This is a genomic window from Clostridia bacterium (genome assembly GCA_024685775.1).
Taxonomy (GTDB): domain Bacteria; phylum Bacillota; class Clostridia; order Christensenellales; family CAG-1252; genus CAG-1252.
This window is the reverse complement of record JAIKVL010000022.1, coordinates 20,621-47,428: the sequence shown is the minus strand read 5'-3', so window position 1 is coordinate 47,428 and position 26,808 is coordinate 20,621. Positions and strand designations below refer to the sequence as shown.

Below are 26,808 nucleotides of genomic sequence, written 5' to 3'. Positions count from 1 at the left end.
TAAAACGATGTATGGTCCAATTCAAGGATATAGCGATAGGCTCGATTTGTTTAGAGTTGCACTCGTTAAAGAGAATATTAGATATGAAAGGAAAAGATTGTTTCATACGCCGTATAATTTAAGATCGAAAGTCGCAACTTGTAGATATAGTATCGCAGGTTATCCGAGTTTGTATTTAGGCACGGATTTGGAATTGTGTTGTGAAGAAGTTCAATATGATCCGCATTCTGCTTTTGGTATTGCTTCGAGATTTCGAATCGAAAGGGATTTTGACGTTAATGATACCGAGATAAGAGTTATTGAATTGGCGATTAAACCGCAGGACTTTTTCAAAAACAGAGAAAGCGATAGCAGTAGTGAAAGAAACTTTGATGAGATAGACTTGTATGATGCTAAAATTAAGGAAGCATATTGTTTATGGTATCCCCTTATTGCTGCCTGTTCATTTATCCGCGCAAATAAAAATGATCCCTTCGCTGCTGAGTACATTGTTCCGCAGTTGTTAATGCAATGGGTTCGTTTGGAAATGGATAGCTCAAAGAAAAAAGAAAAAAGAGATAGACGCGATGAAGACCAAGATAGATGTTATGAAGACGATAGAACCTATGAAGGTAGAGAATGCCATAAAGAACTAGTCGGCGTGAGGTATTTTTCTTGCGTATCGGAAAGGGCTTCGGATTTGGGCTTTAATTATGTCTTTCCTGTAAGCGGCGACGAATACTCAAAGGAGTTCCCGTTTTGTCCAGTATTAATGAAATCCTTTAAAATGACTAAACCGTATTTTATAAATAATTATGCGAGTATCAATATGTGTGAATCGGAGATGAAAAAAGATCAAATATTGAAGTATGTAAATTAGTGATAGAATTAAAAGCAAGAACATAGATTAGTTTATTGCATTTAGTGAATATAATTAAAATTCGCGACGTTTGGTATTGGAAGAATCTTCCAATACTTTTTTTATGTGGGTGGGATTGACGGCGAGGGGAAAACCGTGTATAATGGCAATACGAACAAATGTTCGCATTTTGCGATCGGTGGGCGAATTCGGAAAGAGGGGGAGCGGAAAATGCAAAAGCAAAGGACGTATCTTTGCATCGATATGAAATGCTTTTACGCGTCCGTCGAGTGCGCGGAGCGCGGGCTCGATCCTTTCGAGACGCCCCTCGTCGTGGCGGACGAAGAGCGGGGCAAGAACGCGCTTTGTCTTGCGGTATCGCCGAAAATGAAAGCGCTCGGCGTGAAAAACCGTTGCCGTCTCAGCGAGATCCCGAAGCACGTCGACTATTTGATCGCGAAACCGCATATGAGGAATTACGTCGATTACGCGGCGCGGATCTACGGGCTGTATTTGGACTATATGGATGCATCGGACATCCACGTCTATTCGATCGACGAGAGCTTTATCGACGCGACCGATTATTTGAAGATCTATCGACAGACGCCGAAAGAATTCGCGCTTTTTCTGATCGGGGAGATCGCGCGGAAGATCGGCGTCCCCGCGACGGCGGGCGTCGGGACGAACCTGTATCTCGCGAAGATCGCGCTCGATATCACCGCGAAGCACAGCCGCGACCATATCGGGATCTTGGACGAGGAGAGCTATCGCAGGACGCTTTGGGAGCATCGTCCGATCACGGATTTTTGGGGGATCGCCGAGGGAACGGCGCGGCGGCTTTCGCATTACGGGCTGTACGATATGCGCTCGGTCGCGAACGCGCCGCAGGAGCTTTTATATAAGGTCTTCGGAGTGAATGCGGAACTTTTGATCGATCACGCCTGGGGCAGGGAAAGCTGCACGATCGCGGATATCAAAGCCTACAAGGGAAAGTCTCGCTCGCTTTCTTCTTCGCAGATCCTTCCGAAAAACTATGATTTCGCCGCCGCGAAGCTCGTCTTATCCGAGATGACCGTCGCGATCTCCGAACGCCTCGTTCGGGAAAAGGCGATCGCGAAAAGCGTTTCGATCTTCGTCGGCTATTCTTTCGGAACGATCCCCGCGACGGGCGGCGCGCTTTCGATGAAAGAAGCGACGGCGGTCTTCTCGATCCTTTGGAGATACGCCGAGCGGATCTTCGAGGAGACGACGGTTCGCGGCGTGCCGATCCGCAGGCTCGGGATCTCGCTCGGCGGCGTGGCGGACGAGGGTGGCGAGGGCTACGACCTTTTTACGGATCGGGAAAGGGTGGAAAAGGAGAAGCGGCTCGAAAAAACCGTCGTCGAGATCAAGGAAAAGATGGGAAAGAACGCGATCCTTCGCGCAATGGATCTGGAAGACGGAGCGACGACGAGGGAGCGGAACGGAATGATCGGCGGGCACAACGCGTAGCGCTCGGTTCGTCTCGCGCGATTGGCGGGAGACGCGCTTGTCGCTTTTCGGCGTGCTTGAAGGAGGGATTATGGATCGGATCGATCGCGCGAAACAGTTTCTTCCCTTTGACGCGATGAAGGGACTGAAAGAGGCGCTGGAACGAAAAGAGAAAGAAAAGATGCGGACGGAAAAGCGGGAACTTTCGGAAGAGGATGCGGAAGAACTTTCGCGCCGCCTTTCGAAACTCGAAAGGGGAAGCGAAGTTTCCGTCCTTTGTCACAAAAACGGATATTACCTTGAAAAGCGCGGAAAAATCGAAGAATTCAACGTGATTTACAAGTATATGAAGATCGGCGGGGAGAAGATCTTTTTCGACGATATTTATCGTTTGGATTCCGTCGAGTAAAAAGAGAGTCGCAACGCGAATTGCGACTCTTTTTATGAATTCGAAAAATAGGAGGTAAGAATTATTTTTTCAGCAAAACGGAAGCGCATTCCGTGACGCCGCCGACGATCGCGAGAATGCCGCAAGCCGTCGCGCCGCTTCCGAGGTTCGGCGTTCCGACGTAATTTCCGACGAGCAAACTCGGGATGCAGAAGGCGAGGACTCCGCCCGTGATGAACATCGCCGCCGCAAGGATCGCGACGATCTTATTGCCTTTTCCGATGACGGCTACCGCCGCCGCGATAAGGGGGAAGAGGAAAGCGAGAGAAACGCCCGCGGATCCTTCGAAGATCTCGATCCCGTTCGCGGTGTAGCCGAAAGCGGTTTGAAGCCCGGTATAGGTCGCTTTCCCTAAAATCGACATATCAAAGAAGATCGATTCCGCGAAGATCATACAAAAAGCAGTGACGCCGCAGACGGCGGCAAAAATCGTGACTGCCCAAGAAATCAAATCCGAATTACTTTTTTTCTTAGCCATATTCTCCTCCCAAAGTAAAAAGAATTGTACTTATATTGTATCAAATTTTGCGGAAATTTCAATACTTTTCCGAAAAATCATTAAAAAAATTTAATTTTACGCGAAAATTAGAGCCGAATCGTCGGATTTTTTCGGCACTTTCGCCTGTTTTTACAGAATTCCGCGCGCGTCCAAAAAACGCTCCGTTCCCATCGTTCCGTCGCGGTTGATTCGATTCAGGCGAGCGAGTTTCGCTTCGTCGCCGAAACGGAGAACGTTGATCGTCTCGTAACAGGTAAACAGAACTTCGTAACCGAGCGAGCGCAGGATGCGTTCGCTCGTCTCGTCGTAGGCGCCGAACGGATAGGCGTAAGAAACGGGGATCACGCCGCTTTTTTCGAGAAGACAGCGTTCGAGGCGCGTCGTGTCCGCTTGGAGAGCGCGCGCGTAGTCTTCCTCGCTTTCGCCCGTTTTCCGTTTGATCCCGAAGCGGGGCTTGTAAGCGTGCATCGCGTAGCTGTGACTGCCGATCTCGAAAACGCCGCTTTTCGAAAGTTCTCCGATCTCTTCCCACGTCAGGTGGGAGTACTCCGGGTGGTCTTTCTCGTGCGTCGAGGAATATTCGGTAAAGCACCCGATGACGTGCAGGACCGCGGTAAATCCGTGTTTTTTCAAGAGATCGCGAGCGTAAAACAGGTTGTTGTAATGCCCGTCGTCGAAGGTCAGCAGGACGGGCTTTTCGGGCAGGGAACCTTTACCTTTCAAAAAGCGTTTGACTTTATCTACGGTGACGCTTTCGTAGCCGCGGCGTTTGAGTTCGACGAGATCTTCTTCGAGCCGCTCGGGCGAAAGGACGTAGGCGCCGACCCGAGAGCGAAGGACGGAGTGATACATCAAGATCGGGAGTTTTCTTTCTTCTGGCGGGGTATCCGCGCGCGCTTTGATCGCGGAAAGCGAATAAAGCGATAGAAGAATCAGCGTAAATGCGACGAATTTTTTCATGGTTTTATTGTGTGCGGAAGTTTATCCGCTATGCGGAGGCGCCTTTCGATTTACAAAAAAATCGGACAGGGTAAATTATCGTTTGCCTTGCGTGCGCGCGCCGTGATATAATTGCAAACGTAGCGAAAAATACGGGATTCGTCACCGCGAAGAAGGATTTTTCATATAGTTCGGAAAAGCAGAAAGGAGGCTATTATGGACAGCATTTTTAAGGGAGCGGCAACCGCGCTTATCACCCCGATGAAAAACGGCGAAGTTGATTTCGACGCGCTTGACAGGCTCGTCGACTTCCAGATCGACGCGGGGATCGACGCGCTCGTCGCGGCGGGAACGACCGGCGAAAGCAGCACGCTGACGGATGAAGAACACGTCGAAGTCATTGCGCGCGTCGTCAAGAAAACGGCGGGAAGAGTCCCCGTCGTCGCGGGAACGGGCAGCAACGACTGCGCCTATGCGATTAAACTTTCCGCGGACGCTTGCAAGGCGGGCGCGGACGCCCTTCTTTTGGTGACCCCTTATTACAATAAAGCCACGCAGGGCGGCTTGATCGAAATGTATAAAGCCGTCGCGGAGAGCGTCGACAAACCCATCATCCTCTATAACGTCCCGTCGAGGACGGGCGTCAATATCGAGCCGCAGACCTATGCGGCGCTCGCGGGCGTCAAAAACATCAAGGCGATCAAAGAAGCCTCCGGTAACCTCAGCAAAGCGGTGGAGACGATGGCGCTCGTCGGCGATAAGCTCGATCTGTACAGCGGAAACGACGATCAGATCGTTCCCCTGATGAGCATCGGCGGGCTCGGCGTCATCAGCGTGCTTTCCAACTTGCTTCCGAAAGAGACGAGCGAAATGTGTCACGCGTTTTTGCGCGGAGACGTAAAGACCGCCGCGGCGATGCAGTTTAAGTACATTCCCCTGATTCAGTCTTTGTTCTGCGAAGTCAATCCGATCCCCGTCAAAGCGGCGATGACCCGCCTCGGTTTCGGCGACGGTTCGATCCGCCTGCCCTTGACGAAGATGGAAAAAGCGCACGAGGAAATACTTCTCTCGAAGATGAGAGCCGTGGGGTTGAAAGTTTAATATGAAGATCATCGTAAACGGCGCGGGCGGCAGGCTCGGCGAAGAAGTTATCAAAGAAGCGAAGGCGGCGGGCTACGAAGTCGTCGCCGTCGATCAAAGAGGGCAGAGCGCGGAAGAAAAGACCTATGCGCGTTTGTCCGATTATCAAGGGACCGCGGATGCGATCGTCGATTTCTCTTTCCACCTCGCGACGAAAGAGCTGACGGAGTACGCGGTCGAAAAGAAGCTCCCGACCGTCGTCGCGACGACGGGTCAGACGGACGAAGAAAAGCAGATGATCTACGACGCGGCGAAAAAGATCCCCGTCTTTTTCAGCGCGAATATGAGCGTCGGCGTCGCGCTTTTGGTCTCTTTGGTCAAGAAAGCGGCGGCGTTTCTCCGTGAGGACGACGTGGAAATCGTCGAATATCATCACAACAGAAAAGCGGACGCGCCTTCCGGCACCGCTCTTATGATCGCAAGCGCGATCGAAAGCGCGCGCGGCGAAATGAATCGCGTGATCGGAAGAAACGGCGTTCGTAAAAGAGAAAAAGGCGATCTCGGCATCAGCGCGATCCGCATCGGAAACGTCGTCGGGAAGCACGAGATCATGATGAGCGACGGAGTGGAGACTCTGACCATCACGCACGAGGCGCACGATAAAGCCCTCTTCGCGCGCGGCGCGGTGAAAGCGGCGGCGTTCCTCGTCGAAAAGGCCCCCGGGCTTTACACGATGCAAGATCTGGTGGAGGAAGACGTTTGATGAAGATCCCCTTTACCAAAATGCACGGCGCGGGTAACGATTATATTTACGTCAATTGTTTGGACGGCTTGTTTTTCGATCCGTCCGAATTCGCGTTAAAAGCGTCGCCCCGTCATTTCGCGGTCGGCGCGGACGGCGTCGTCCTCATTATGAAGAGCGACGTGGCGGACGCAAAAATGCGGATGTTCAACGCGGACGGAAGCGAAGGTAAAATGTGCGGGAACGCGATCCGTTGCGTCGGAAAGTATCTTTCGGACGGCGGTTTCGTCGATAAGGACGTTATAACGATCGAGACCTTATCGGGGATCAAGACCCTTTCTTTGAAAAAAGAAGGCGGCAAGGTCTCTTCGGTGTCGGTCGATATGGGATTCGCTTCTTTTGAAAAGGGGTCGATCCCCGTTTTGTGTGACGGCGCGGAAATGATCGAGGCGCCCGTCTCTCTTTTTGATAAAACTTGGCGTATGACGGCGGTTTCGATGGGCAATCCTCACGCCGTTATTTTTACGAAGGGCGTTTCCGATCTTCCTCTCGAAAAGATCGGTCCCTCTTTTGAAACTCTCCCGATCTTCCCCGAGCGCGTCAATACCGAGTTCGTCGAAGTGATCTCGGACAAAGAACTTTTGATGCGCGTCTGGGAAAGAGGCAGCGGCGAAACGTTCGCTTGCGGGACGGGCGCTTCCGCGACGGTCGCGGCGGCGGTCAAGACCGGCGTTTGCAAGGCGGGCGAAAAGGTTCGCGTTCGTCTTCTCGGGGGAGATCTTTTTATCACCGTTTCCGAAGATTATCGCGTGACGATGGAAGGCGGCGCGACGAAAGTGTACGAAGGAGTGTATGAATTATGATGAAAATTAAAGTAAACGAAAATTTTGCCGCGCTCAAAGAGAGCTACCTTTTTTCCGAGATCGGAAAGAAAGTCAAAGCGTATAAAGAAGCGAATCCCGATAAAAAAGTCATTCGCCTCGGCATCGGCGACGTAACGCTTCCGCTCGCGCCCGTCGTGATTCGCGCGATGGAAAAAGCGGTCGCGGAAATGGGCGTCAAAGAGACTTTCCGCGGTTATCCGCCGGAGTACGGTCACGATTTTCTGCGCGAAGCGATCGCCGCGTATTATAAGCGTAAAGGCGTAAGCGTCCAAGCGGGGGACGTCTTCGTGTCGGACGGCGCGAAGAGCGACGTCGGCAATATCGTCGACATCCTCGGCAAAAACACGATTCTGATCCCGTCGCCCGTCTATCCCGTCTATATGGACAGCAACGTTATGAGCGGAAACAAGATCGAGCTTTTGGAAGCGGGCGAAGCGGACGGATTCCTCGGCGCGCCCGACGTCCTCGACGGCGAAACCTACGTCATTTATATCTGCTCGCCGAATAACCCGACCGGCGCGACCTACGACAGAGCGGGGCTCAAAGCGTGGGTGGATTACGCGCTCGCGAGCGGTTCTTTGATCATCTTCGACAGCGCTTACGAAGCCTTTATCCACGGCGATTATCCCCATTCGATCTACGAGATCGAGGGCGCGGAAAAATGCGCGATCGAGATTTGCAGCTTCTCCAAGACCGCGGGCTTTACCGGGACGCGTTGCGCTTGGACGGTCGTCCCCGCCGCGCTCGAAACCGAAAGCGGCTTTTCCTTGAAGAAACTTTGGGCGCGCCGTCAGGCTACGAAGTTTAACGGCGTTTCCTATCCCGTGCAACGCGGCGCGGAAGCCGCTCTCTCCGAAGAGGGCGTCAAAGAATGCTCCGCGCTCGTCGAGTACTATATGGAGAACGCTCGCCTGATCTCTTCCTGCTTGAAGGGAAAAGGCGTTTGGCACACGGGCGGCGTCTGCTCCCCGTATATTTGGCTCAAATGCCCGAACGGACTTTCGGGCTGGGAATTCTTCGATCTCCTGCTCGAAAAGGTGCAGGTCGTCGGAACGCCGGGCGAAGGTTTCGGCGACGCGGGCGCGGGCTATTTCCGCTTGACCGCCTTCGGAAGCAGAGAGGACACGGAAGAGGCTGTCGCGCGTTTGAAGACGATCCTTTGAGTTCGTCCGATCGCGTTACGATAAACGAAAGAAAGGAGAAAAAATGTTACACACCAATCTCGGGATCAATGAAAAAGGGCATCTTACGTTCGGCGGCGCGGACGTCGTCTCGCTTGCCGAAAAGTACGGAACGCCTTTGATGCTTTTGGACGAGGAGCGCGTTCGCCGCAATATCCGCGTCTATAAAAAGGCGGTGGAAGAGAACTTCGGAAAGGGGAGCTTACCTCTTTTCGCGTCCAAAGCCCTTTGCTTTAAGGATATTTATCGCCTTGCGAAAGAGGAAGGGATCGGAATGGACGCGGTTTCCGTCGGCGAACTTTACACGGCGGAGCAGGCGGGATTCGATCTTTCGCTCGCTTATTTCCACGGAAACAACAAGACGGACGCGGATATCGCGTTCGCGGTGGATCACGGCGTCGGAACGTTCGTCGTGGATAACGAGGACGAGCTCCGCGCGCTTCAATCCTATCTCGAAAAAGTTGGGAAGCGCCAGAAGATCCTTCTTAGGATCACGCCGGGGATCGATCCGCACACGCATAAAGCGATCGTCACGGGCAGCGTGGACAGCAAGTTCGGTTCCGCGATCGAGACCGGACAAGCCGAAGAGATCACCCGCCTCGCGCTTTCGATGAAGAATATCGATTTGATGGGGTTCCATTGCCATATCGGATCGCAGATCTTCGATACCGAGCCTTTCACCGAGGCGGCGGACGTTATGCTTCGCTATATCGCGTATATTAAGGCGCAAACCGGATTCGAGGCGAAAATCCTGAATCTCGGCGGCGGTCTCGGCGTAAAATATGTCGAAGGGCAAGTCGAGCTCGATTACGCGGCGGTCATCAAGGAGATGGCGGAAGCGATCAAACTTCGCGCGGCGGCGGCTTCGACGTCGCTTCCTTTAATCCTTTTGGAGCCCGGTCGTTCTCTCGTGGCGGACGCGGGATTGACGGTCTATACCGTAGGCAGCGTAAAGACGATCAAAGGCTATAAGAGTTACGTTTCGGTGGACGGCGGTATGCCGGACAACCCCCGCTACGCGCTTTACGAAGCGCCGTACACCGTCGTCCTCGCGAATAAGGCGGGCGAAAAAGCGGACTTTATTTGCTCGGTCGTCGGGCGTTGCTGCGAAAGCGGCGATATTTTGCAGGAGAACGTGGCTCTCCCCACGCCGAAGCGCGGCGATTTCCTCGCGGTGCTTTGCACGGGAGCGTACAATTACTCGATGGCTTCGAATTATAACAGGATCCCCCGTCCTGCGATCGTTTGGGTCGAAAAAGGAAAAGACAGAATTGCGGTTCGTCGCGAAACGAACGAAGATATGATCCGTTTGGAGGTATAATTATATGGATAGAAAAGCCGGTGTTTTGTTGCCTGTTTCCGCGCTCCCTTCCGAAGAAGGCGTCGGAACGTTCGGTCCGGGCGCGTATGCGTTCGTCGATTTTTTGGCGTCTTGCGGCGTCGCGGTTTGGCAGGTCCTTCCTTTGACTCCGACGCTCGATGGGAATTCTCCCTATCAATCCGTCGCGGCGTTGGCGTTCGATCCGCTGTATATCGATTTGTATGAACTCATCGAAAAGGGACTTTTGCAAAAGGAAGAGCTTCCCCCGTATTCGACCGACAAAGTTCATTACGATTTTATGAAGAAAGAGAAGGCGCGCTTGCTTCGCCTCGCGTTTTCCCGCTTTGATAAAAACGATCCCGCGTTCGTCGCGTTCGAAGAAAAAGGAGAGTATCGCGCTTACGCGACGTTCTGCGCTTTGCTTTCGGCGTTCGACGGGAAACTTTTTTACGAATGGCCGGACGGCTACGACGTCTATGACGAAAAGCGGACGGAAGAATTCGTCGCCACGCATAAAGACGATTATCTCTATTACGTCTTTACGCAGTATTTCGCCCACACCGAGTGGATGCGCCTCAAAGAGTACGCGAACGAAAAGGGCGTGGAGATCCTCGGCGACGCGCCGATCTATCTCGCGCTGAACAGCGTCGAAGTGTACACGCATCCCGAAATGTTTATGCTCGGCGAAGATCGCAAACCGACCCTCGTCGCGGGATGCCCGCCCGATTATTTCAACGAGGACGGACAGCTTTGGGGCAACCCGCTTTACGATTGGGAGCAGATGAAGAGCAACGGTTACGCGTGGTGGCACGAGCGCCTGCATCGCTCTTTCGAGATCTTCGATATCCTGCGTATCGACCATTTCCGCGGCTTGGATCGCTTCTTTACGATCGAAAGCGGCGCGCCGAACGCGAGAAACGGCAAATGGATGCAAGGCCCCGGAGCGGCTCTTTTCGAGGGATTCGAGCATGCGCCGATCGTGGCGGAAGACCTCGGCTTCGTGGATGACAGTTTGCGCGAAATGATGCGCAAGACCGGATATCCCGGAATGAAAGTCTTCGAGTTCGGCTTGGACGGCGACCCGTGGAATGAGCATAAGCCCTCGAATTACGTCGAGAACGCCGTCGCTTACACGGGAACGCACGACAATATGCCGTTCAAAGGGCATTTGGACGAGCTCAAAGGTTCGCAAAGAAAGACCGCCGTTTCGGATATCGAGACGCAAGCGAGGATCTTCTCCGTTCGCCCGCGCCTGAATAATAACGTTTCTTTGACTAAGACCGCGATCGAGACGCTTTTCGCTTCGAGAGCGCGCCTCGCAGTTTGCCCGATGCAGGATCTCCTCGCGCTCGGGAAAGAAAGCAGAATGAACACGCCCGCTCTCGTCAGCGACGACAACTGGGCTTGGAGACTCGATAAGAAATTATTGACGAGCGGCTTAAAGAATTGGATCAAGAGGATCTTGATCGAGACCTGCCGCGCGGATAAGACGAACGCATAGGGGAAAAATATGTGCAAAAGCAAAACGGTCCGAGAGAGGATCAGTTCGATCGACAGTAAAATGAATGCGGAGCGCTTCGAGCCTCTTTTGAGACTCGTTCGCGAATTCGAAAAAGACCTTTCGGACGACCGCTTGAAGCAAACCTTCGAGAAATGTTTCTTCAACACGATCCACACGACGACCTTCTTCGAGAAGGACGAATCGGTTTTCGTCCTGACGGGGGATATCCCCGCGATGTGGCTTCGCGATTCGGCGGCACAGGTCATGCAGTATCTCTTTTTCGCGAAGAAATGCGAAGAGGTCCGCGCGCTGATCAAAGGCGTCCTGAAAAAGCAATTCGGTTATATCTTGATCGATCCTTACGCAAACGCGTTCAACCGTTCCGCGAACGGAAACGGACACACGCGGGATCTTCCGAAGCCTTCTTTGTGGGTTTGGGAAAGAAAATTCGAATTGGACTCTCTGTGCTATCCGTTTTTCCTCGCGATCCGCTACTATGAAGAGACGGAAGACGACTCGATCTTCGACGAGCTTTTCTTCAAAGCGTTCGACGAAATGATGATCGTCTTTTCCATCGAGAGGGATCACGCAGCAAAGTCCGAATATTATCACGAGATCCCAAACCGCGACGAATCGCGTTGGTGCGGGAAAGGGACGCCAGTTTCGGGCGGCGGGCTCGTCTGGTCCGGCTATCGCCCGAGCGACGATAAATGCACTTACGGCTATTATATCCCCGGAAATATGTTTATTTGCTCCGTTTTGCATTCTCTCGCGCCGATCTTCGAGAAAAAGGGCGACGCGCCCCGCGCCGCGATGTGTCGCGAATGGACGGAAAAACTGAAAACGGAGATCGAAGAAAAAGGCGTGACCGAAAAAGACGGCAAAAAGATCTACGCTCTCGAAACGGACGGGCTCGGCTCGTTTAACGTGATGGACGACGCGAATATCCCGAACCTTCTCGCGATCCCGTACTATCGCTATCCGTTTACGAATAACGAGATCTATCAAAACACGCGCGACTTTATTTTGAGCGAGAAAAATCCTTTCTATTATAAAGGGAAATGCCTGACGGGCGTCGGAAGTCCGCATACGCCGAAGGATTACGTCTGGCCGCTTTCTTTGATCATTCAGGCATTGACGACGGACGACGAGGGCGAAGTCCGCTCGCTCGTCGAAATGATCGTAAACTCGACGGACGGAACGGGTTATATTCACGAAGGCGTGCATAAGGACGACGCTTCCGTCTACACCCGTCCTTGGTTCGCTTGGGCAAATTCGCTGTTTGCGTATTTGATCCTCGCGAAAAAGAATTGTTTTGTTCGAAAATGAGCGAAAGCAAGATTTATTTATCCATCGATATCGGGGCGTCTTCCGGGCGGCATATCGTTTCGCGTTTGGAAGGCGGCAAACTCCGTCTGAGTGAAGTCTATCGCTTCCCGAACGGCGCGGAGAAGAAAGACGGGCGGCTTTTTTGGAACGCGGACGCTCTTTTTTCCGAGATCGTAAACGGGCTCAAAGCCGCAAAAGAAAAGGGTTTTACGCCGTCCTACGTCGGGATCGACACTTGGGCGGTTGACTACGCGCTTTTGGATAAAGAGGATAAGCCGATCGGCGGCGTCTATTCCTATCGAGACGGGCGCGGCGCGGCGATCAAAGAGGAAGCGCACGCCGTTCTTCCGTTCTCCGAGCTGTATCGGAGGACGGGCATTCAGTACGCTCCGTTCAACACGCTGTATCAACTCGCGGACGATAAAAAGACGGGTCGCCTTTCGGAAACCGAAACTTTTTTGATGCTTCCCGATTACTTTAATTTCCTTCTGACCGGCGTCAAAAAACAAGAATACACGAACGCGACTTCGACCGGAATGGTGAACGCCGCGTCGCACGAATGGGATGAAACCATCCTGTCTTCTTTCGGTTTCCCGAAAAAGCTCTTCGGCTCGCTTTCGCAGCCCGGGAGCGTCGTCGGCGAAGTCAAAGAAGAGATCGCGCGAGAGATCGGCTATAAGCCGACCGTCCTTTTGCCCGCCACGCACGACACCGCGAGCGCGGTCCTCGCCGCTCCCGTTCAGGACGGGTCTCCCTATCTTTCTTCGGGGACTTGGTCGCTTCTCGGCGCGGAGATGCCCTTCGCGACCGTCTCGGAAGACGCGATGCGCCGCAATTATTCGAACGAAGGCGGTTTGAATTTTACCTTCCGCCTGCAAAAGAACATCATCGGGCTTTGGATCGTCCAGCAGATCCGAAAGGAACTCGGCGACGCCTATTCTTTCTCCGAACTCGCGCGTCTTGCCGCCGAGGAACCGACGGACGCTGTTTTCGACGTTTCGGACGAGATCTTTCTCGCGCCCGAAAGTATGCTCGAAGCCGTCCGAAGCCGAATCGGAGAGAGAAGCGTCGGCGAGACCTGCTATTCGGTCTTCCGCTCCCTCGCGAAAGGCTATGCCGCCGCGCTTAACGAACTCGAAGCGATCTCGGGGAAAAGATTCGATTGTCTTCATATCATCGGCGGCGGCTGTCAAAACGAACTCTTGTCCCGCCTGACGGCGAAAGAGACGGGGAAAAAGGTCGTTTCGGGTCCGGTGGAAGCCACCGCGATCGGAAACGCAATCATGCAAAGGATCGCGACGGGGGAGATCGAAGATCTCGCGTCCGCGCGCGAAATCATAAACAATTCATTTGAGATTAAGGAGATTCACTATGACGAGATTTGAAAGCGCAAAAGAGATTTACAAGTCTTTCGGCGTAGATGCGGAAGCCGCGCTCGCCGCTCTGAAAGAGATCCCCGTTTCCGTCCATTGCTGGCAAGGGGACGACGTGATCGGATTCGACGGCGCGGATTCTTTGTCCGGCGGGATCCAGACGACGGGAAATTATCCTTATCGCGCCCGCACGCCCGAAGAACTCTTCGCCGATATCGAAAAAGCGGTGTCTTTGATGCCGGGTAAAAAACGCCTGAACGTCCACGCTTGCTACGCCTTCCTCGGAGAGGATAAGGGCAAAGTCGATCGCGACGGCTATACCTATAAGCATTTCGAGAAATGGGTCGAGTTCGCGAAGAAACTCGGCTTGGACGGCGTCGATTTCAACCCGACGTTCTTCGCGCATCCGAAGATGAAAGACGGGCTTTCTTTGTCCTCGCCCGACGAGGAAACGAGAAAATTCTGGGTGGAGCACGGCAAGAGAAGCTTGGAGATCGCCGCCGAAATGGGGAAGGCGTTCGGTAAGCCCGCTTTGGTCAATATTTGGATTCCGGACGGCTTTAAGGACGTTCCGTCCGATCGCCTCGGACCTCGCCTTCGCCTCAAAAAGTCCCTCGACGAGATGCTCGCGAATTACGATAAAAAATGGGTGATCCCCGCCGTCGAAAGCAAAGTTTTCGGCATCGGCGTGGAAAGTTACACCGTCGGAAATAACGAATTCTATCAAAACTACGCCGCCAAGGCGGGCATTTGCTGCCTGCTCGATAACGGGCATTATCATCCGACCGAAGTCGTCTCGGATAAGATCCCGTCTCTGCTCGCGTTTTACGATAAAGTCGCCTTGCACGTGACGCGCCCCGTTCGCTGGGACAGCGATCACGTCGTCCTGTTCGAAGACGAACTCAAAGAGATCGCGAAAGAGATCGTTCGCAACGGCGCGACCGAAAAAGTCTTGATCGGGCTTGATTATTTCGACGCGTCGATCAACCGCATTTCCGCTTGGGTGACCGGTCAGCGCGCGATGCAAAAGGCGCTCCTGTACGCCCTGCTTTTGCCGAATCAAAAACTCAAAACGTTGCAGGACGAAGGAAAATTTACCGAACTTATGTTCTTGCAGGAGAGGGTAAAGACCTTGCCGTTCGGAGACGTTTGGGAAGAATACCTTGACAGGCAAAACCTTTCGGACGATTACTATTCCGAAGTCAAAAACTATGAAGAAACCGCGTTAAGGGGGAGAAAATAATGAAAGACATCATGACCGCGCCGTTCGTAACGGAGATGCGCAAAACCACCGCCAATATGTACCGCCTCGGTTGGGACGAGAGAAACGGGGGCAACATCAGCTATCTTTTGGATGAAAGCGAAGTCAAAAAGTACCTCGATCCGAAAAAGGTCCTGCGCCGCATCCCGACCGGATTCGACGCCGCGGCCCTTGCCGGAAAGTACTTTATCGTCACGGGAACGGGCAAGTATTTCAAGAACGTGGACGACGATCCCGAGACCAATCTCGGCGTCCTTCGCATCGCGGAAGACGGAACGACCGCAGAGCTTCTTTGGGGCTATAAGGACGGCGGACGCTTTACGTCCGAGTTCCCCGCGCATATGATGAGCCATATCGCGAGGCTCGAAAAAGACCCCGCGAACCGCGTCGTTATGCATTGCCATCCGACCAACCTTCTCGCGATGAATTACGTCCACGAGCTCGACGAAAAGAAATTTACCCACACCCTTTGGGAAATGTGTACCGAGTGCATCGTCGTCTTCCCGGACGGCGTCGGCGTCCTGCCTTGGATGCTTTGCGGGACGAACGACATCGGCGTCGCGACCGCGAATAAAATGAAAGAATTCCGCGTCGTCGTTTGGGCGCTTCACGGCGTCTACGGCGCGGGCAAGACGATGGACGAGACCTTCGGATTGATCGAGACGGTGGAAAAAGCGGCGCAGATCTATATGCTGACCGCGCATCTTCCCCGCTTGAACACGATCAAGGACGAAGATATGGTCAAGCTTGCCGAACTTTTCAAGGTCGACTATCGCAAAGACTTTTTGAATTTGAAATAATGCAGAAAAGAGAGGGCGCAATTCGAACGTTTTCCGCGGAAGAATTCTTTTCTCCCTCTCTTTCTTTTTCACCCGTCTACACTTGGACTTGGGACGCGCCTCTTTCGAAAGAGGAGACCGCGCGGCAGATCGAAGAAATGCGCCGCCTCGGGATCAAGCGGTTTTACGTCTTGCCGCTTCCTTCTTCCTTTCGCCCGAAAGCGCATCCGACTCTGCTTTCGCCCGATTATCTGTCGGACGGATTTTTCGCCGAGTACCGTTTCGCGCTCGAAAAAGCGAAAGAAGCGGGAATGGACGTTTGGCTGTATGACGAAGGCGGATGGCCGTCCGGCGGGGCTTGCGGCGCGGTCGTAAAAAAGGATCCGACCCTTGCGCGCGAAGTTTTGCGCGCTCGTTCCCGCGCTCTTCGAAAGGGAAAACCTTATCTGCCGTCCGCGGATGCGGTCGCGGCGTTTAAGGATCGAGCCGGAATTCGAAAGGGCGATCGCTTCGATCGAAAAACCGAGATCACGGAGTATTATAAAGAACGGATCGAAAGCGGGGGAGACAGCGCGAATATCCCCGACCTGACCAAAAAACAAAGCGCGGAAACCTTTCTCTCTTTGACGCACGACGCTTATGAAAAAGCCGTCGGCGATTTCTTCGGAGAGACGATCACCGCCGTCTTTACGGACGAACCCACCGCGCCGCGCCCCTTCCCGTATCGCGAAGAGATCGCGGAACGGTTCCTCGCCCGTTTCGGATTCGATATTCGGGATTATCTTCCCGCGCTGTTCGAGCCGAAGACCCGCGAAGAAAAAGAGATCCGCATCAAGTATCTGACGCTTTGCGCTGAACTTTTTGCGGAGAATTATTTGCAAACGGAAAAGGATTGGTGCGAAAAGCGCGGGCTTTTGTTCCTCGGGCATTTCGATAAGGACGACGAGGCGAACGGCGCTTTGTCCGGCGGTTCGTTCGATCTCCTTCGCGCGCTCGGGAAACTCGACGTCCCCGGCGTGGACGCGATTTGGCGGCAGATCTTTCCGCCGAGAAAGGGAGAGATCTCCAAGGGTGCGAACGGCTTTTTCCCGCGTCTCGCGTCTTCCGCGGCGGCGCAAAAGGGGAATCGCCGCGCGCTGACCGAATCTTTCGCCGTTTACGGGAACGGGCTGACTTTCGAGGAAATGCGCTACGTCCTTTCCTTTCAGGCGATGCGCGGGATCAATCTCTATAATTTGATGATGTTCTCTTACGGGAGGACGGGCTTTTTGAGGACGGGCGAACTCCCGCATTTTTCCGAGACGCACGGCTGCTATCGCGATCTCGCGGCGTTCAACGCGTTCGCCGAAAGGCTTTCCTATCTTTTCTCCGTCGGAGAACGGGTCGCGCCCGTCGCCCTGTATTATCCTTTGCGCGACGCCTATGCGGGCGACTTCGCGGAAAAGGGCGAAGCCTATCTCGCCGCGGGAAAACTCCTCGAAGAAAAAAGAATTTCCTTCGACATTCTCTCGGACGACGGCTTGGCGTCCGCTTTCGCCGAAAGAGGCGCGCTTTTTATCGGGCGCGCGCGTTACGAAGCGGTCGTTCTCCCGCCATGCGAATTCCTTTCTCCCGAGGCGGTTTCCGCGCTCGAAGCGTTTGCGGAAAAGGGCGGGAAAGTCCTTTGCTTGAAAGAAGAGAACGCGCGGGAGATCAAAGGCGCGGCGTTCGATCTCGCCCTGAACGCGCTTTCTCCGTCGCTTGAAATCGAAGGCGAGGGCGTTTCTCTCGCGGAAAGCAAGACGCGGAACGGCGAATTCTTTTTCCTAATGAACGAAAGCGCGGAGGCGAAAACCTGCCGCGTGCGTTTGCCCGAAAAGAAATGCTATCGGATCGATCCCTTCGTCGGGAAAATTTTTGCGCCGAAAACGGGCGGTGAACTTTCGCTGACGCTCTGCTCGGGCGAGATCGCGGCGCTGCTTATTACCGAAGAGAAACTTCCTTGCGAAGAGCCTTTCAGAGGGGATGAGTCCGTCCCCATATCGGATTTTTCCTTCCGCAAAACGGAACGCTTCGTGATCGGGAAAGACGACTTCGGAAAAGAGACTTTCTCGGAATCTTTTCGCCCCGTCGAACTCGGAGATTGGCGAAAGATCGTCGGCAAGGGGTATTCGGGGAGCGGAGAATACCGCGCGACGTTCTCATTGCCCGAGATCCCCGAGCGGCTTTTCCTCGATCTCGGCAGGGTGGATTATTCCTGCGGAGTCTTTTTGAACGGGGTTTCGGTCGGAACGTTGATCGCGCCGCCCTATAAAATCGAACTTCCGAAAGAGCTTTTGAAAGAAGAGAACGAGATCGTCGTCCGCGTGACGAACAGCGCGGCGAACGAATTCGAGCATACGAGATCGTTTAAGAAATATAAGAAAAACCAATTGACCCGCTATCTCCCCGTCGAGCGCAAATTCCATAAATCGTCCTTGTCGGGCGGACTTTTCGGACCGGTTCGGTTGCTGAAATAATTATCGGTTTCTGTCGAAAAAATCGTCTAAACTGATATCGTAAAAATCTGCGATCTTCAAGAGCGTTTCATAATCGGGGCGGACTTTCCCCGTTTCATAGCGCGTGTAATTTACGCGGGATATACAAAGAAGAGCGGCAAGTTTTTCCTGCGTCAGATCGTTTTGTAAACGCAACTCTTTGAGTTTTTTTCCGATCTCCATAGAACCTCTCCTTTGATTTATTGACATTGTACAAAATCTGTACTACAATAAAGAAAAATGTACAAAATCTGTACAATTCAAAGGAGCGTTTATGAAATACTGTTCGAAATGCGGAACGGAACTTGTTGATGAAGCAGTCGTTTGCGTAAAATGCGGATGCGCGGTTGGAAGTTTGGGCAATGAACCCGAAGTTAAGAAAAAGAACGCTGTTGCGCTCCTTGGTTTTATACTATCGTTTTTCTTTTCGATCCCCGGGCTGATTTTGGGGATAATCGGGTTGGTTCAATCGAAAAAACTGAAAGACGGGAAAGGATTTTCGATCGCTGCGATCTGTATTTCGGCGTTCTCGATCATTTGCTTTATTATAATGATGGTTATTGTCGTTGCGGCAAGTGTGAATGATTATAACGCTGCTATGGCTTAAAATGTTACCGCAAAAAGAAATCCTTGTTTTCTTTGCGGTACTGAGAGGGGGAAAGCCCCTCTTTTTGTTTGAAGATCAAAGTCAGGTAGTTCCCGGAGGAAAAGCCCGTCTGTTCGGCGATGGATTCGATCGTTTCGTCTGTCGTAACGAGGAGCTCTTTGACTTTGGTCAGGCGCAGTTTCAAAAGGTATTTCATCGGCGAGACGTCGAGATGCTTTTTGAAATTATAGATCAAGGTCTGTTTCGAGGTGAAGAGGGCGCGGCAAAGCTCGTCCAAGGTCACTTCGTCGCCGTAGTTTTGGTTCAGGTAATTGACCGCGGCGGTGACGAGGGGCGCGAGTTCTTCCCCTTTCGCGTTATGCGGTGCGATCCCTTTTTCGATCTCGGAAAGAAGAAGCATAAAATAGGAAAACTTCGCGTTTTGGATCTCGGCGTAGTGCGGGTCGGAAGGGGGAACGTCCGCTTCCTTTCGAAGGACGGACAGAAGCTCGTCTCTTTGCGTCTCGGTCAGTTTGATGACCGAAAGGGAGACGGCGGAGAGAAGGTCGCGCTGGAATTCGTCCAAGCGGCTCGGCGTAACGTAAATATTGACGCGGCGAAAGGCACTGCCTTCGGTCTTATGCATGGTGTAGGGCGGGACGACCAAAAGGACGGGCGCTTCGATGGCGCGCAGAGAATTGTCGAAAAAGAAACTGCGCTTCCCCTCGAAAAGAAAATAGATCTCGAAATAGGGGTGCGCGTGCAGCTTCGGCATCGCCATATTGTTCGGATTGGACAGTTCTTCGATCTTCAACAGCTTATCCATATCTTTATCCTACCCTTGCCGCGCGCTTTTGTCAAGAGCGGACGCGCAAAGAATTTATAATAAATATGTAATTTCGGCGGGTTATTGGTATTTTTTATATATATAAGCGGCAAAAGCGGGTGTATAATGAGAGTACAAAACAAAAAAGGAGTTTGTTATGAAATACGTTGATAACGGTAAAAAAGCGGAAGACGTAAAGATCGCCTATATCGGCGGCGGTTCGAGAGGCTGGGCGCGCGGCTTGATGAGCGACCTTGCGCAAACGGATGAAATGAGCGGAAGCGTCTATCTGTATGATATCGATTTCGAAGCGGCGAAAGCGAACGAGACGATCGGAAACGGCATTTACGACAGAGAGGACGTCCTCGGAAAATGGCATTATAAAGCAGTCAAGACCTTGAAAGAAGCGCTCGTCGGCGCGGACTTCGTCGTGATCTCCATTCTCCCGGGAACCTTCGACGAGATGGCGAGCGACGTCCACCTTCCCGAAAAGTACGGGATCTATCAATCGGTCGGCGACAGCGTAGGCCCCGGCGGTATCGTTCGCGCGCTCCGCACCCTTCCGATGTATAAGGAATTCGCGGAAGGCATTCGCGATTACTGCCCGAACGCATGGGTCATCAACTACACGAACCCGATGACGCTTTGCACCGCCGCGTTGTACGCCTATTATCCCGAGATCAAAGCGTTCGGCTGCTGCCACGAAGTCTTCGGGACGCAAAAGATTCTCGGTCTTGCCTATCAAGAGAAGTACGGCAAGTTCCTCGAAAGGGAAGACGTCAATATCAACGTCGTCGGCGTAAACCACTTTACTTGGATCACCGAGGCGCATTATCATAACGAAGACTTGATGCCCGTCTATAAAGAGTTCGTCGATAAGCACTACGAGGACGGCTATATCGTGGACAGCTCGACGCACTGGATGAACAATACGTTCGTCAGCGCGGAAAAAGTCAAGTTCGATCTTTTCAAGAGATACGGCGTGATCGCCGCCGCGGGCGACAGACATCTCGCCGAGTTCTGCCCGGGTTACTGGTACTTGAAGGATCCCGAGACCGTCAAGTCTTGGAAATTCGGTTTGACGACCGTCGATTGGAGAAGAGAAGATCTCGCGAAGAAGATCGACAAGACCAAGAAACTCCTTTCGGGCGAAGAGAAATTCGAGCTTAAAGTGACGGGCGAAGAGGGCGTGCATCAAATGCTCGCGATCCTCGGTATCCGTCCGATCGTGACGAACGTCAATATGCCGAACCGCGGTCAGATCCCCGATCTCCCCGAAGGCGTCGTCGTCGAAACCAACGCCTCCTTCTCGCCGCGCGGCGTCCAACCCGTTTGCGCAGGCAAACTTCCGAAGGGTGTGGACGCGCTCGTCCGCCGCGTCGTCTACGAGCAGCAGCTTACCCTTGAAGCCGCGATCACCGGCAACTACGAACTCGCTTTCGAAGCGTTCGTCAATTCGGGCAATATGGCGATCCCCCTCGCCGACGCTCGCGAGCTTTTCAACCAAATGCTCAAAAACACTTCGAAATACCTTCCGTTTTACGATAAATACGTAAAGAAAGCGTAAGCGCAGATCTTTTTTGATCGCTAACCTCGCGCCGTGTCTTGAACCGAAGATGCGGCGCGTTTTTTATTATTTTCAAAACGGATATTGACAAAACTCTCAAAATGCGGTACAGTATTGATAGGCGGTCTATCAAAATGGCAGTCAGTCTATCGTTTGTTCGCCGAGACGCGAACGTGAAAAGGAGGAAATTATGGCGTTTAAAGATATCAGAAGAAAGCATATTGTGACGGAAGCGACTCGCCTTTTTTTCGAGCGGTCGATTTATGACGTTAAAATTCGCGACGTGGCTTTGAAGGCGAACGTGGGCGAGGCGACCTTTTATCGGTATTTTACCAATCGCGCGTCCTTGATCGTCGCTTGCGCGACGCTTCTTCAAGAAACGGTCGGAAACGAATACTTTAAGCTTTCGCAGGAAGGCACGGGCTTCGAAAAACTCTCGGAATTTTATTCCGCGTTTTTGAAAGCCTTTACCGAGCACGTCGAATATTACCGTTTTCTCAGCGAGTTCGACGCCTACTGCATCTCGGAAGAGGTCAAAGGGCTCGATCAATATTCGGAGAATTTGGACGTTTTCAAAAGTTATTTCATCGCGGCGTACGAGCAGGGCAGAAGAGATCTGACCGTAAAAGAGGTCAAAGACGTCGACCTTTTCTATTATTCCACGACGCACTCGCTTCTTTCCCTTTGCAAGAAACTCGCGTCGCAAGGCAATATCGTCCGTCAGGACGAGCTCGTAAACAAAAAAGCGGAAGTAACGCTTTTGAGGGATTTGATCCTTTCCGCCTTGAAACACAATTAACGAACGGTCGATCTCACTTCGAACGGAGAATATAAAAGGAGGAGGAGCCCTTTCGGGGGCTTTTGAAAAAGCTATGAAAAGATTAAGCAAAAAGCAAATGATCATCTTTTCGATCGGACAACTCGGTTGGTCGATGCTCAGCGGCATCATCAACGCTTGGCTCGTGACTTTTTATCTTCCGACGCAAGACGATATCACCAAATTGAACGCAACGCAATTCATCAAGCCCGGTCTCGTGATCGCGGGATTTTTGACCATCCTCGGGCTTATCACCGCGCTCAGCCGCGTGTTCGACGCCGTCACCGATCCTCTGATCGCGAGTTTGTCGGATCGAAGCAAGAATAAGAGAGGAAGGCGCATCCCGTTTATGCAATATGCGGCGATCCCGCTTTCGATCGTTACCGTGCTTTTGTTCTGCGCTCCCGTCAAGGCGATCAGCGGCGTAAACGTGGCTTGGATCTCGATCTTTATCGTCCTGTTCTATCTGTTTATGACGATGTACTGCACGCCGTATAACGCTTTGATCTCGGAATTCGGCAAGACGCAGGAAGACAGGATGTTTATCTCGACGGCGATCTCTTTGACCTTCTTCGCGGGAACCTTGCTCGCCTACACGCCTTTCGTCTTTGCGGGCGTTCTGCGCGACGCGGGACTCGATTTCTCGTGGAGCTATCGCGTCTGCTTTATCGTCCTCGCGGTCATTGCCTGCGCGGCGATGTTGCTCCCGACGTTCCTTTTGAAAGAAAAGGAATTCGTGGATACCGTCCCTTCGAACGCGAATATGTTCAAGTCGCTCGCGTCCACCTTCAAAAACCGCGATTTCCGCGTTTTCGTCGGTTCGGATATTATGTACTGGGTCGGATTGACTTTGTTCCAAACCGGTCTTCCGTTCTTCGTTAAGGTCTCGATGAAGATCGACGAAAGCTACACGATGTACTTTATGGGCGGTATGACCGTCCTGTCCGCCGTCTTCTATCCCTTCGTGTCCGGAATGGTCAAGAAATTCGGAAAGAAGAAATTGACGATCGCGGGCTTCCTCGGGCTTGCGCTCGCTTATGTCGTTACCGCGTTGATCCGCGTGATTCCCGCCGTCCCCGGATTGGTCTTCGGCATCTTGATCTGCGTGATCGCGGCGTTCCCGATGGCGCTTCTCGGAATCATTCCGCAGTCCATCGTCGCGGACGTGGCGGAAGCGGAAGGCGTCGTCACCGGAGAGAACCGCGAGGGAATGTTCTTCGCGGCGAGAACCTTCGCCATGAAGTGGGGGCAATCCATCGCGATGCTCGTCTTTACCTCTCTTGCGATCCTCGGAACGACGCAAAACAAAAATGCGAACGAGATCACGGCTTCTTCTTTGGGGCTTATGATCGTCGCGTTCGTGGCGGTCGCGTTCTGCGTGATCGGCGCGCTGATCCTGATGCTGTATAATGAAAAGAAAGTGATGTCGATCATCGATAAAAAAGAGCCCGTTCCCGCCGCGGAAACGCCCGCGGAAGAGGAGAGCGTCGCGCTTCGTCTCGACGCGATCGAAGAGGAGACGGAAGAAACCATCGAAGAGAACGCGGAAGCGGATACCCCCGAAGAGTAAAATGGAAAACCGCTTCGTTTTGACCTATCGGACGGCGGCGGGCGAACACTCGCTCGAAAATCTCATCGAGGACGAATGCCTGTCTCTCGCCTTCCGAACGAGCGGCGCGCGAAGGACGATTCTTCTGACCGCGAAAGAGGATCTGACGCTTCTTTCCTTCGAAGAGCGAATCCCGTCTTTGGAAATCGAACCCGGGAAGGACGACCTTTTCTTCTTGAACGGGTACCAGTCTTGGACGGATAGTTTCGAGCGGTATCTCTCGGAAAAAGAAAAGAGCTTGAAGCGCGTTCCGCGGATCGTCGTCGATACCTTCTCGTTCGACCGCTACGGGGATTATACCTTCTACGATTACGATAAAAGCAAACTTCACGGTTTCGATCTCTTTTACGAAAAGGGAAAACGCTCGCGCTTCCTATTCGGCGTAAATGCGGAGAACGCCTACCTGATTATCGAAGTCGAGAGAAAAAGCGGAAAGATCAAACTTCTCTCGGACGTAAGAGGCGCGGCGGTTAAAGCAGGAGAAAACTATGCGATCGCGGATTATTATCTCTTCGATTCCTATGAAGAAGGGCTCGCGACTTTTGAAAAGATCTATCCTTTGAAAGAGCGTGAAAAGATCTTCGGGTACACCTCTTGGTATAACTATTATCAAGACGTCACGGAAGAGATCCTTTTAAGAGATCTCGACGCTCTCGACGAACGGTTCAATCTCTTTCAGATCGACGACGGCTTCGAGACCAAAGTCGGCGACTGGCTCACGGCGGATCCTTTGAAATTCCCGAACGGGCTCAAACCCATCGTAAAAAGGATCCACGATCGCGGAATGAAAGCGGGGCTTTGGCTCGCGCCCTTCGTGGCGGAAGAGGAGAGCGAACTCTTTCGGCACCGTAAGGCGTGGTTCAAGCGGGATGAAAAGGGCGCGTTCGTAAAATGCGGTTCGAATTGGAGCGGCTTTTACGCGCTCGATCTCGAAAATCCCGAAGTCCTCGCCTATATCGAGACGTGTTTGAAGTACTATTCCGATATGGGATTCGACTTTTTCAAACTCGACTTTTTGTACGCGGCGAACCTTCCCGTTTATCAAGGGAAGACGCGCGCTCGAGCGGCGGAAGAGGCGTATCGCTTCCTGAGAGAGAAACTGTCGGATCGCTTGATCCTCGGCTGCGGCGCGACCTTGACGAACGCCGCGGGGAAATTCGATTATATGCGCGTCGGACCGGATATGTCGCTGTCTTTCGACGACGCGTTTTATATGCGGTTTTTCCACCGCGAAAGACCGTCTTCCAAGACGACGGTGCAAAACACGATCTATCGGAGTTTTCTGAACGGAAGGTTTTTCGGAAACGATCCGGACGTCTTCCTCCTTCGCGACGAAAACCTGAAACTCAAAGATAAGACCAAATGCGCGATCCTGACTTTGAACGCTTTATTCGGCGACGTCCTTATGACTTCGGATAACGTGAAGACGTACGGCGATCGGGCGAAAAAAAGATTGGACGACGCGTTCGTGCTGTTCCGAAAGGCGAAGAACGTAACGTTTTTGAGAAAAAGGAATCGCATTTCGGTACGGTACGAGGTCGAAGGAACCCCCCACGCCCTTGTTTACGACAAAGAGAAAGGAGAGTTTTTATGAAAGAAAGGACCAAAGTAATTTTCGGCAACCCGATGAGCGAAAAAACCGTCAAAGCCGCGGAGCGCAGCAAGGCGAAATTTCTGAGAAAGTACGGCGACGATTCTTCCGCGGATTATAAGATCGCGTTCCGTCCGATCGACACTTTGTCCTTTATCGGCGCGCAGAATATCGTCTTCGGCGAGGAGAACGAGACCTTCGACGAGAAGGCTTTGATCGTCGGAAATATCCGCATGGGCTTCGGGCATTATCGCATCTCGATCGCGATGGCTTCCTGCGCGGCGGCGCTCGGTTACAAGCCGTATTGGCTCGATCTCGCGTCCTTCGACGCGACGGGCTCGAAAATGATCCGCAAGCAAAACGCGATGTATTCTTTCGCGTCGCGCCTATCGCAAAAGGATCCGATCTTCAATAAATTGATTTGGGAGCCCTTGAACAGCGAGGGATTCAAAAAAATCTCGTATAACGCGAAAGATCAGAAAAACAGTGAATTGTTGGTCCCGATCTTCAAGAATATCCCGAAAGATATTCCCTATATCGCGACCCACGTTTGGCCTTCGCAGGGCGCGATCCACGCCGGAATGACGCGCGTCGTAAACGCGATCCCCGATAATTGGCCGATGGGATTGCACCTTTCGGAAGGCGCGATCCACGCCGTCCAGACGTCTTTCGCCTATATGGGCTATAAGACCCTCGAAGGGTTTGACAAGAAATCCTTGAAAGGGATCCCCGACAGCGAGCTCAAAGAGGTCGGTTGCTACGTCGATCACGAACTTTTGTATCGCTTGAAGGAAGATAACGATCTCCGCCGCGCTCGCATCGCGGAGGAAAAGCCCCTTCGCCTTTTGATGACGGTCGGCGGCGCGGGGGAGGGCTTCGATTCGTTCGCCGCGATGGTGCGCCACCTTCTCCCTTACGTTAAGGAGAAAAAAGTCACGCTGTTTATCAATTTCGGCGATCACGAGGACGTTTATCATAAACTCGTTTCCGAGATCGGCGATCTGAACTGCAAGACCTTTTTCAATGAGTACGACGAATTCACCGAGTTCGTCCGCACCGTCCGCGAGGGAGAGACGGATGGGATCTACGCGATCTGTAACGAAGATATTTTCAAAGCGGTTTATTCCACGAATCTCTTGATGCCCGTTTCCGATCTTTTGATCACGAAACCCAGCGAGCTCGCGTATTACCCGATCCCCAAACTCTTTATGAAGCATATCGGCGGTCACGAAGTCTACGGCGCGCTTCACGGGCGCGAATTCGGCGATTCCGTAAACGAGTATTCGACCGAAAAGAGTATGAACGAAGAGCTGGATCGTCTGATCGGCGATAAAGAGATCTTGCCGCATATCCTTACGCGGATCGAAGAACTCAAAGATCGGGGGTATTACGACGGGGGGTATAACTGCGTCCGACTGGCAGCCGGGCGCGATTGAGACAGCATCCCTTTTCATAGAACCGATTACCGCAGTTGCGTAAAATGCGCGCTGCGTTTTTTTTTCGCGGAGAAAAAAATCTTCTCGATATGGCGCGGTCTTCTCGTTTTTATATAGGATCATATGCGCGTGCGTGCATATAAAAGCACGCTTAGAAAACAATATGAAATTTTTTTCACTTTTTCGTTGACATTTTGTTTTTGCGGTTTTATTAT

The 26,808-nt window shown here is 52.5% G+C and carries 24 protein-coding genes; 20 read left to right on the top strand and 4 right to left on the bottom strand.

Annotated features, from left to right (window positions below; all coding sequences use genetic code 11):
- The 3 genes from K5753_04215 to K5753_04205 all read left to right on the top strand — a co-directional run.
- Nucleotides 1–859: hypothetical protein (locus K5753_04215; protein ID MCR4726406.1), on the top strand; the 859-nt coding region annotated here is incomplete at its 5' end.
- 210 nt (nt 860–1,069) lie between these two features.
- Entirely contained in the window at nt 1,070–2,329 is a 1,260-nt protein-coding gene (locus K5753_04210) for a DNA repair protein (protein ID MCR4726405.1), read from the top strand.
- Between the two features lie 70 nt (nt 2,330–2,399).
- Complete coding sequence (locus K5753_04205; GenBank protein MCR4726404.1) at nt 2,400–2,717, top strand: YolD-like family protein; 318 nt, start codon at nt 2,400–2,402, stop codon at nt 2,715–2,717.
- A gap of 61 nt (nt 2,718–2,778) precedes the next feature.
- On the opposite strand, the gene K5753_04200 is transcribed toward K5753_04205, so the two are convergent.
- Both K5753_04200 and K5753_04195 read right to left on the bottom strand, forming a co-directional pair.
- Complete coding sequence (locus K5753_04200; protein ID MCR4726403.1) at nt 2,779–3,234, bottom strand: hypothetical protein; 456 nt, start codon at nt 3,232–3,234, stop codon at nt 2,779–2,781.
- A gap of 150 nt (nt 3,235–3,384) precedes the next feature.
- Nucleotides 3,385–4,215 (bottom strand): polysaccharide deacetylase family protein, encoded by an 831-nt coding sequence (locus tag K5753_04195; protein ID MCR4726402.1) that lies wholly within the window; start codon nt 4,213–4,215, stop codon nt 3,385–3,387.
- 195 nt (nt 4,216–4,410) lie between these two features.
- Between K5753_04195 and dapA the strand changes: the two genes are divergently transcribed.
- Genes dapA through K5753_04140 form a run of 11 tightly spaced genes read left to right on the top strand, consistent with a single transcriptional unit; the run spans nt 4,411 to nt 18,143 of the window.
- Nucleotides 4,411–5,295 carry a 4-hydroxy-tetrahydrodipicolinate synthase gene (gene dapA, locus K5753_04190; GenBank protein ID MCR4726401.1) on the top strand — a complete coding sequence of 295 codons (885 nt, stop codon included), beginning with the start codon at nt 4,411–4,413 and terminating at the stop codon, nt 5,293–5,295.
- Nucleotide 5,296: 1 nt separating this feature from the next.
- Nucleotides 5,297–6,037 (top strand): 4-hydroxy-tetrahydrodipicolinate reductase, encoded by a 741-nt coding sequence (gene dapB, locus K5753_04185; GenBank protein MCR4726400.1) that lies wholly within the window; start codon nt 5,297–5,299, stop codon nt 6,035–6,037.
- Between the two features lie 5 nt (nt 6,038–6,042).
- Nucleotides 6,043–6,879, top strand: a complete 837-nt coding sequence (gene dapF, locus K5753_04180) for a diaminopimelate epimerase (protein ID MCR4726399.1) — start codon at nt 6,043–6,045, stop codon at nt 6,877–6,879.
- Nucleotides 6,879–8,063: an LL-diaminopimelate aminotransferase gene (locus tag K5753_04175; GenBank protein MCR4726398.1), complete on the top strand. Its 1,185-nt coding sequence runs from the start codon at nt 6,879–6,881 to the stop codon at nt 8,061–8,063. Before dapF ends, K5753_04175 begins: the two co-directional genes overlap by 1 nt.
- A 43-nt stretch (nt 8,064–8,106) precedes the next feature.
- Nucleotides 8,107–9,402 carry a diaminopimelate decarboxylase gene (gene lysA / locus K5753_04170; protein MCR4726397.1) on the top strand — a complete coding sequence of 432 codons (1,296 nt, stop codon included), beginning with the start codon at nt 8,107–8,109 and terminating at the stop codon, nt 9,400–9,402.
- A gap of 4 nt (nt 9,403–9,406) precedes the next feature.
- Nucleotides 9,407–10,903, top strand: coding sequence for a 4-alpha-glucanotransferase (malQ, locus tag K5753_04165; protein ID MCR4726396.1), 1,497 nt, complete (start codon nt 9,407–9,409; stop codon nt 10,901–10,903).
- A gap of 9 nt (nt 10,904–10,912) precedes the next feature.
- Nucleotides 10,913–12,232, top strand: a complete 1,320-nt coding sequence (locus tag K5753_04160) for a glycoside hydrolase family 125 protein (GenBank protein MCR4726395.1) — start codon at nt 10,913–10,915, stop codon at nt 12,230–12,232.
- Entirely contained in the window at nt 12,229–13,617 is a 1,389-nt protein-coding gene (locus K5753_04155; protein ID MCR4726394.1) for a rhamnulokinase, read from the top strand. The genes K5753_04160 and K5753_04155 overlap by 4 nt, the downstream gene beginning before the upstream one ends.
- A complete protein-coding gene (locus tag K5753_04150) occupies nt 13,604–14,848 on the top strand; it encodes an L-rhamnose isomerase (GenBank protein ID MCR4726393.1) in 1,245 nt (414 codons plus the stop codon). The genes K5753_04155 and K5753_04150 overlap by 14 nt, the downstream gene beginning before the upstream one ends.
- On the top strand, nt 14,848–15,666 hold the full coding sequence (gene rhaD / locus K5753_04145) for a rhamnulose-1-phosphate aldolase (GenBank protein MCR4726392.1): 819 nt from the start codon (nt 14,848–14,850) through the stop codon (nt 15,664–15,666). Before K5753_04150 ends, rhaD begins: the two co-directional genes overlap by 1 nt.
- On the top strand, nt 15,666–18,143 hold the full coding sequence (locus K5753_04140; protein ID MCR4726391.1) for a hypothetical protein: 2,478 nt from the start codon (nt 15,666–15,668) through the stop codon (nt 18,141–18,143). Before rhaD ends, K5753_04140 begins: the two co-directional genes overlap by 1 nt.
- Here the strand turns inward: K5753_04140 and K5753_04135 are convergent, their stop codons facing one another.
- A complete protein-coding gene (locus K5753_04135; GenBank protein ID MCR4726390.1) occupies nt 18,144–18,344 on the bottom strand; it encodes a helix-turn-helix domain-containing protein in 201 nt (66 codons plus the stop codon).
- A gap of 91 nt (nt 18,345–18,435) precedes the next feature.
- Here K5753_04135 and K5753_04130 point away from each other — a divergent pair, with 91 nt between their 5' ends.
- A complete protein-coding gene (locus tag K5753_04130; protein ID MCR4726389.1) occupies nt 18,436–18,768 on the top strand; it encodes a zinc ribbon domain-containing protein in 333 nt (110 codons plus the stop codon).
- A 4-nt stretch (nt 18,769–18,772) separates the two neighbouring features.
- On the opposite strand, the gene K5753_04125 is transcribed toward K5753_04130, so the two are convergent.
- Nucleotides 18,773–19,573: an AraC family transcriptional regulator gene (locus K5753_04125; GenBank protein MCR4726388.1), complete on the bottom strand. Its 801-nt coding sequence runs from the start codon at nt 19,571–19,573 to the stop codon at nt 18,773–18,775.
- Between the two features lie 157 nt (nt 19,574–19,730).
- On the opposite strand from K5753_04125, the gene K5753_04120 reads away from it, so the two are divergent.
- The 5 genes from K5753_04120 to K5753_04100 all read left to right on the top strand — a co-directional run bounded on the left by K5753_04120 (nt 19,731) and on the right by K5753_04100 (nt 26,593).
- Entirely contained in the window at nt 19,731–21,140 is a 1,410-nt protein-coding gene (locus K5753_04120) for an alpha-glucosidase/alpha-galactosidase (protein ID MCR4726387.1), read from the top strand.
- Between the two features lie 190 nt (nt 21,141–21,330).
- Nucleotides 21,331–21,939, top strand: a complete 609-nt coding sequence (locus tag K5753_04115; protein ID MCR4726386.1) for a TetR/AcrR family transcriptional regulator — start codon at nt 21,331–21,333, stop codon at nt 21,937–21,939.
- A 73-nt stretch (nt 21,940–22,012) separates the two neighbouring features.
- A complete protein-coding gene (locus K5753_04110; protein ID MCR4726385.1) occupies nt 22,013–23,527 on the top strand; it encodes an MFS transporter in 1,515 nt (504 codons plus the stop codon).
- 1 nt (nt 23,528) lies between these two features.
- A complete protein-coding gene (locus tag K5753_04105; protein MCR4726384.1) occupies nt 23,529–25,160 on the top strand; it encodes an alpha-galactosidase in 1,632 nt (543 codons plus the stop codon).
- Entirely contained in the window at nt 25,157–26,593 is a 1,437-nt protein-coding gene (locus tag K5753_04100) for a hypothetical protein (protein ID MCR4726383.1), read from the top strand. Before K5753_04105 ends, K5753_04100 begins: the two co-directional genes overlap by 4 nt.
- The last annotated feature ends 215 nt before the right edge of the window (nt 26,594–26,808 follow it).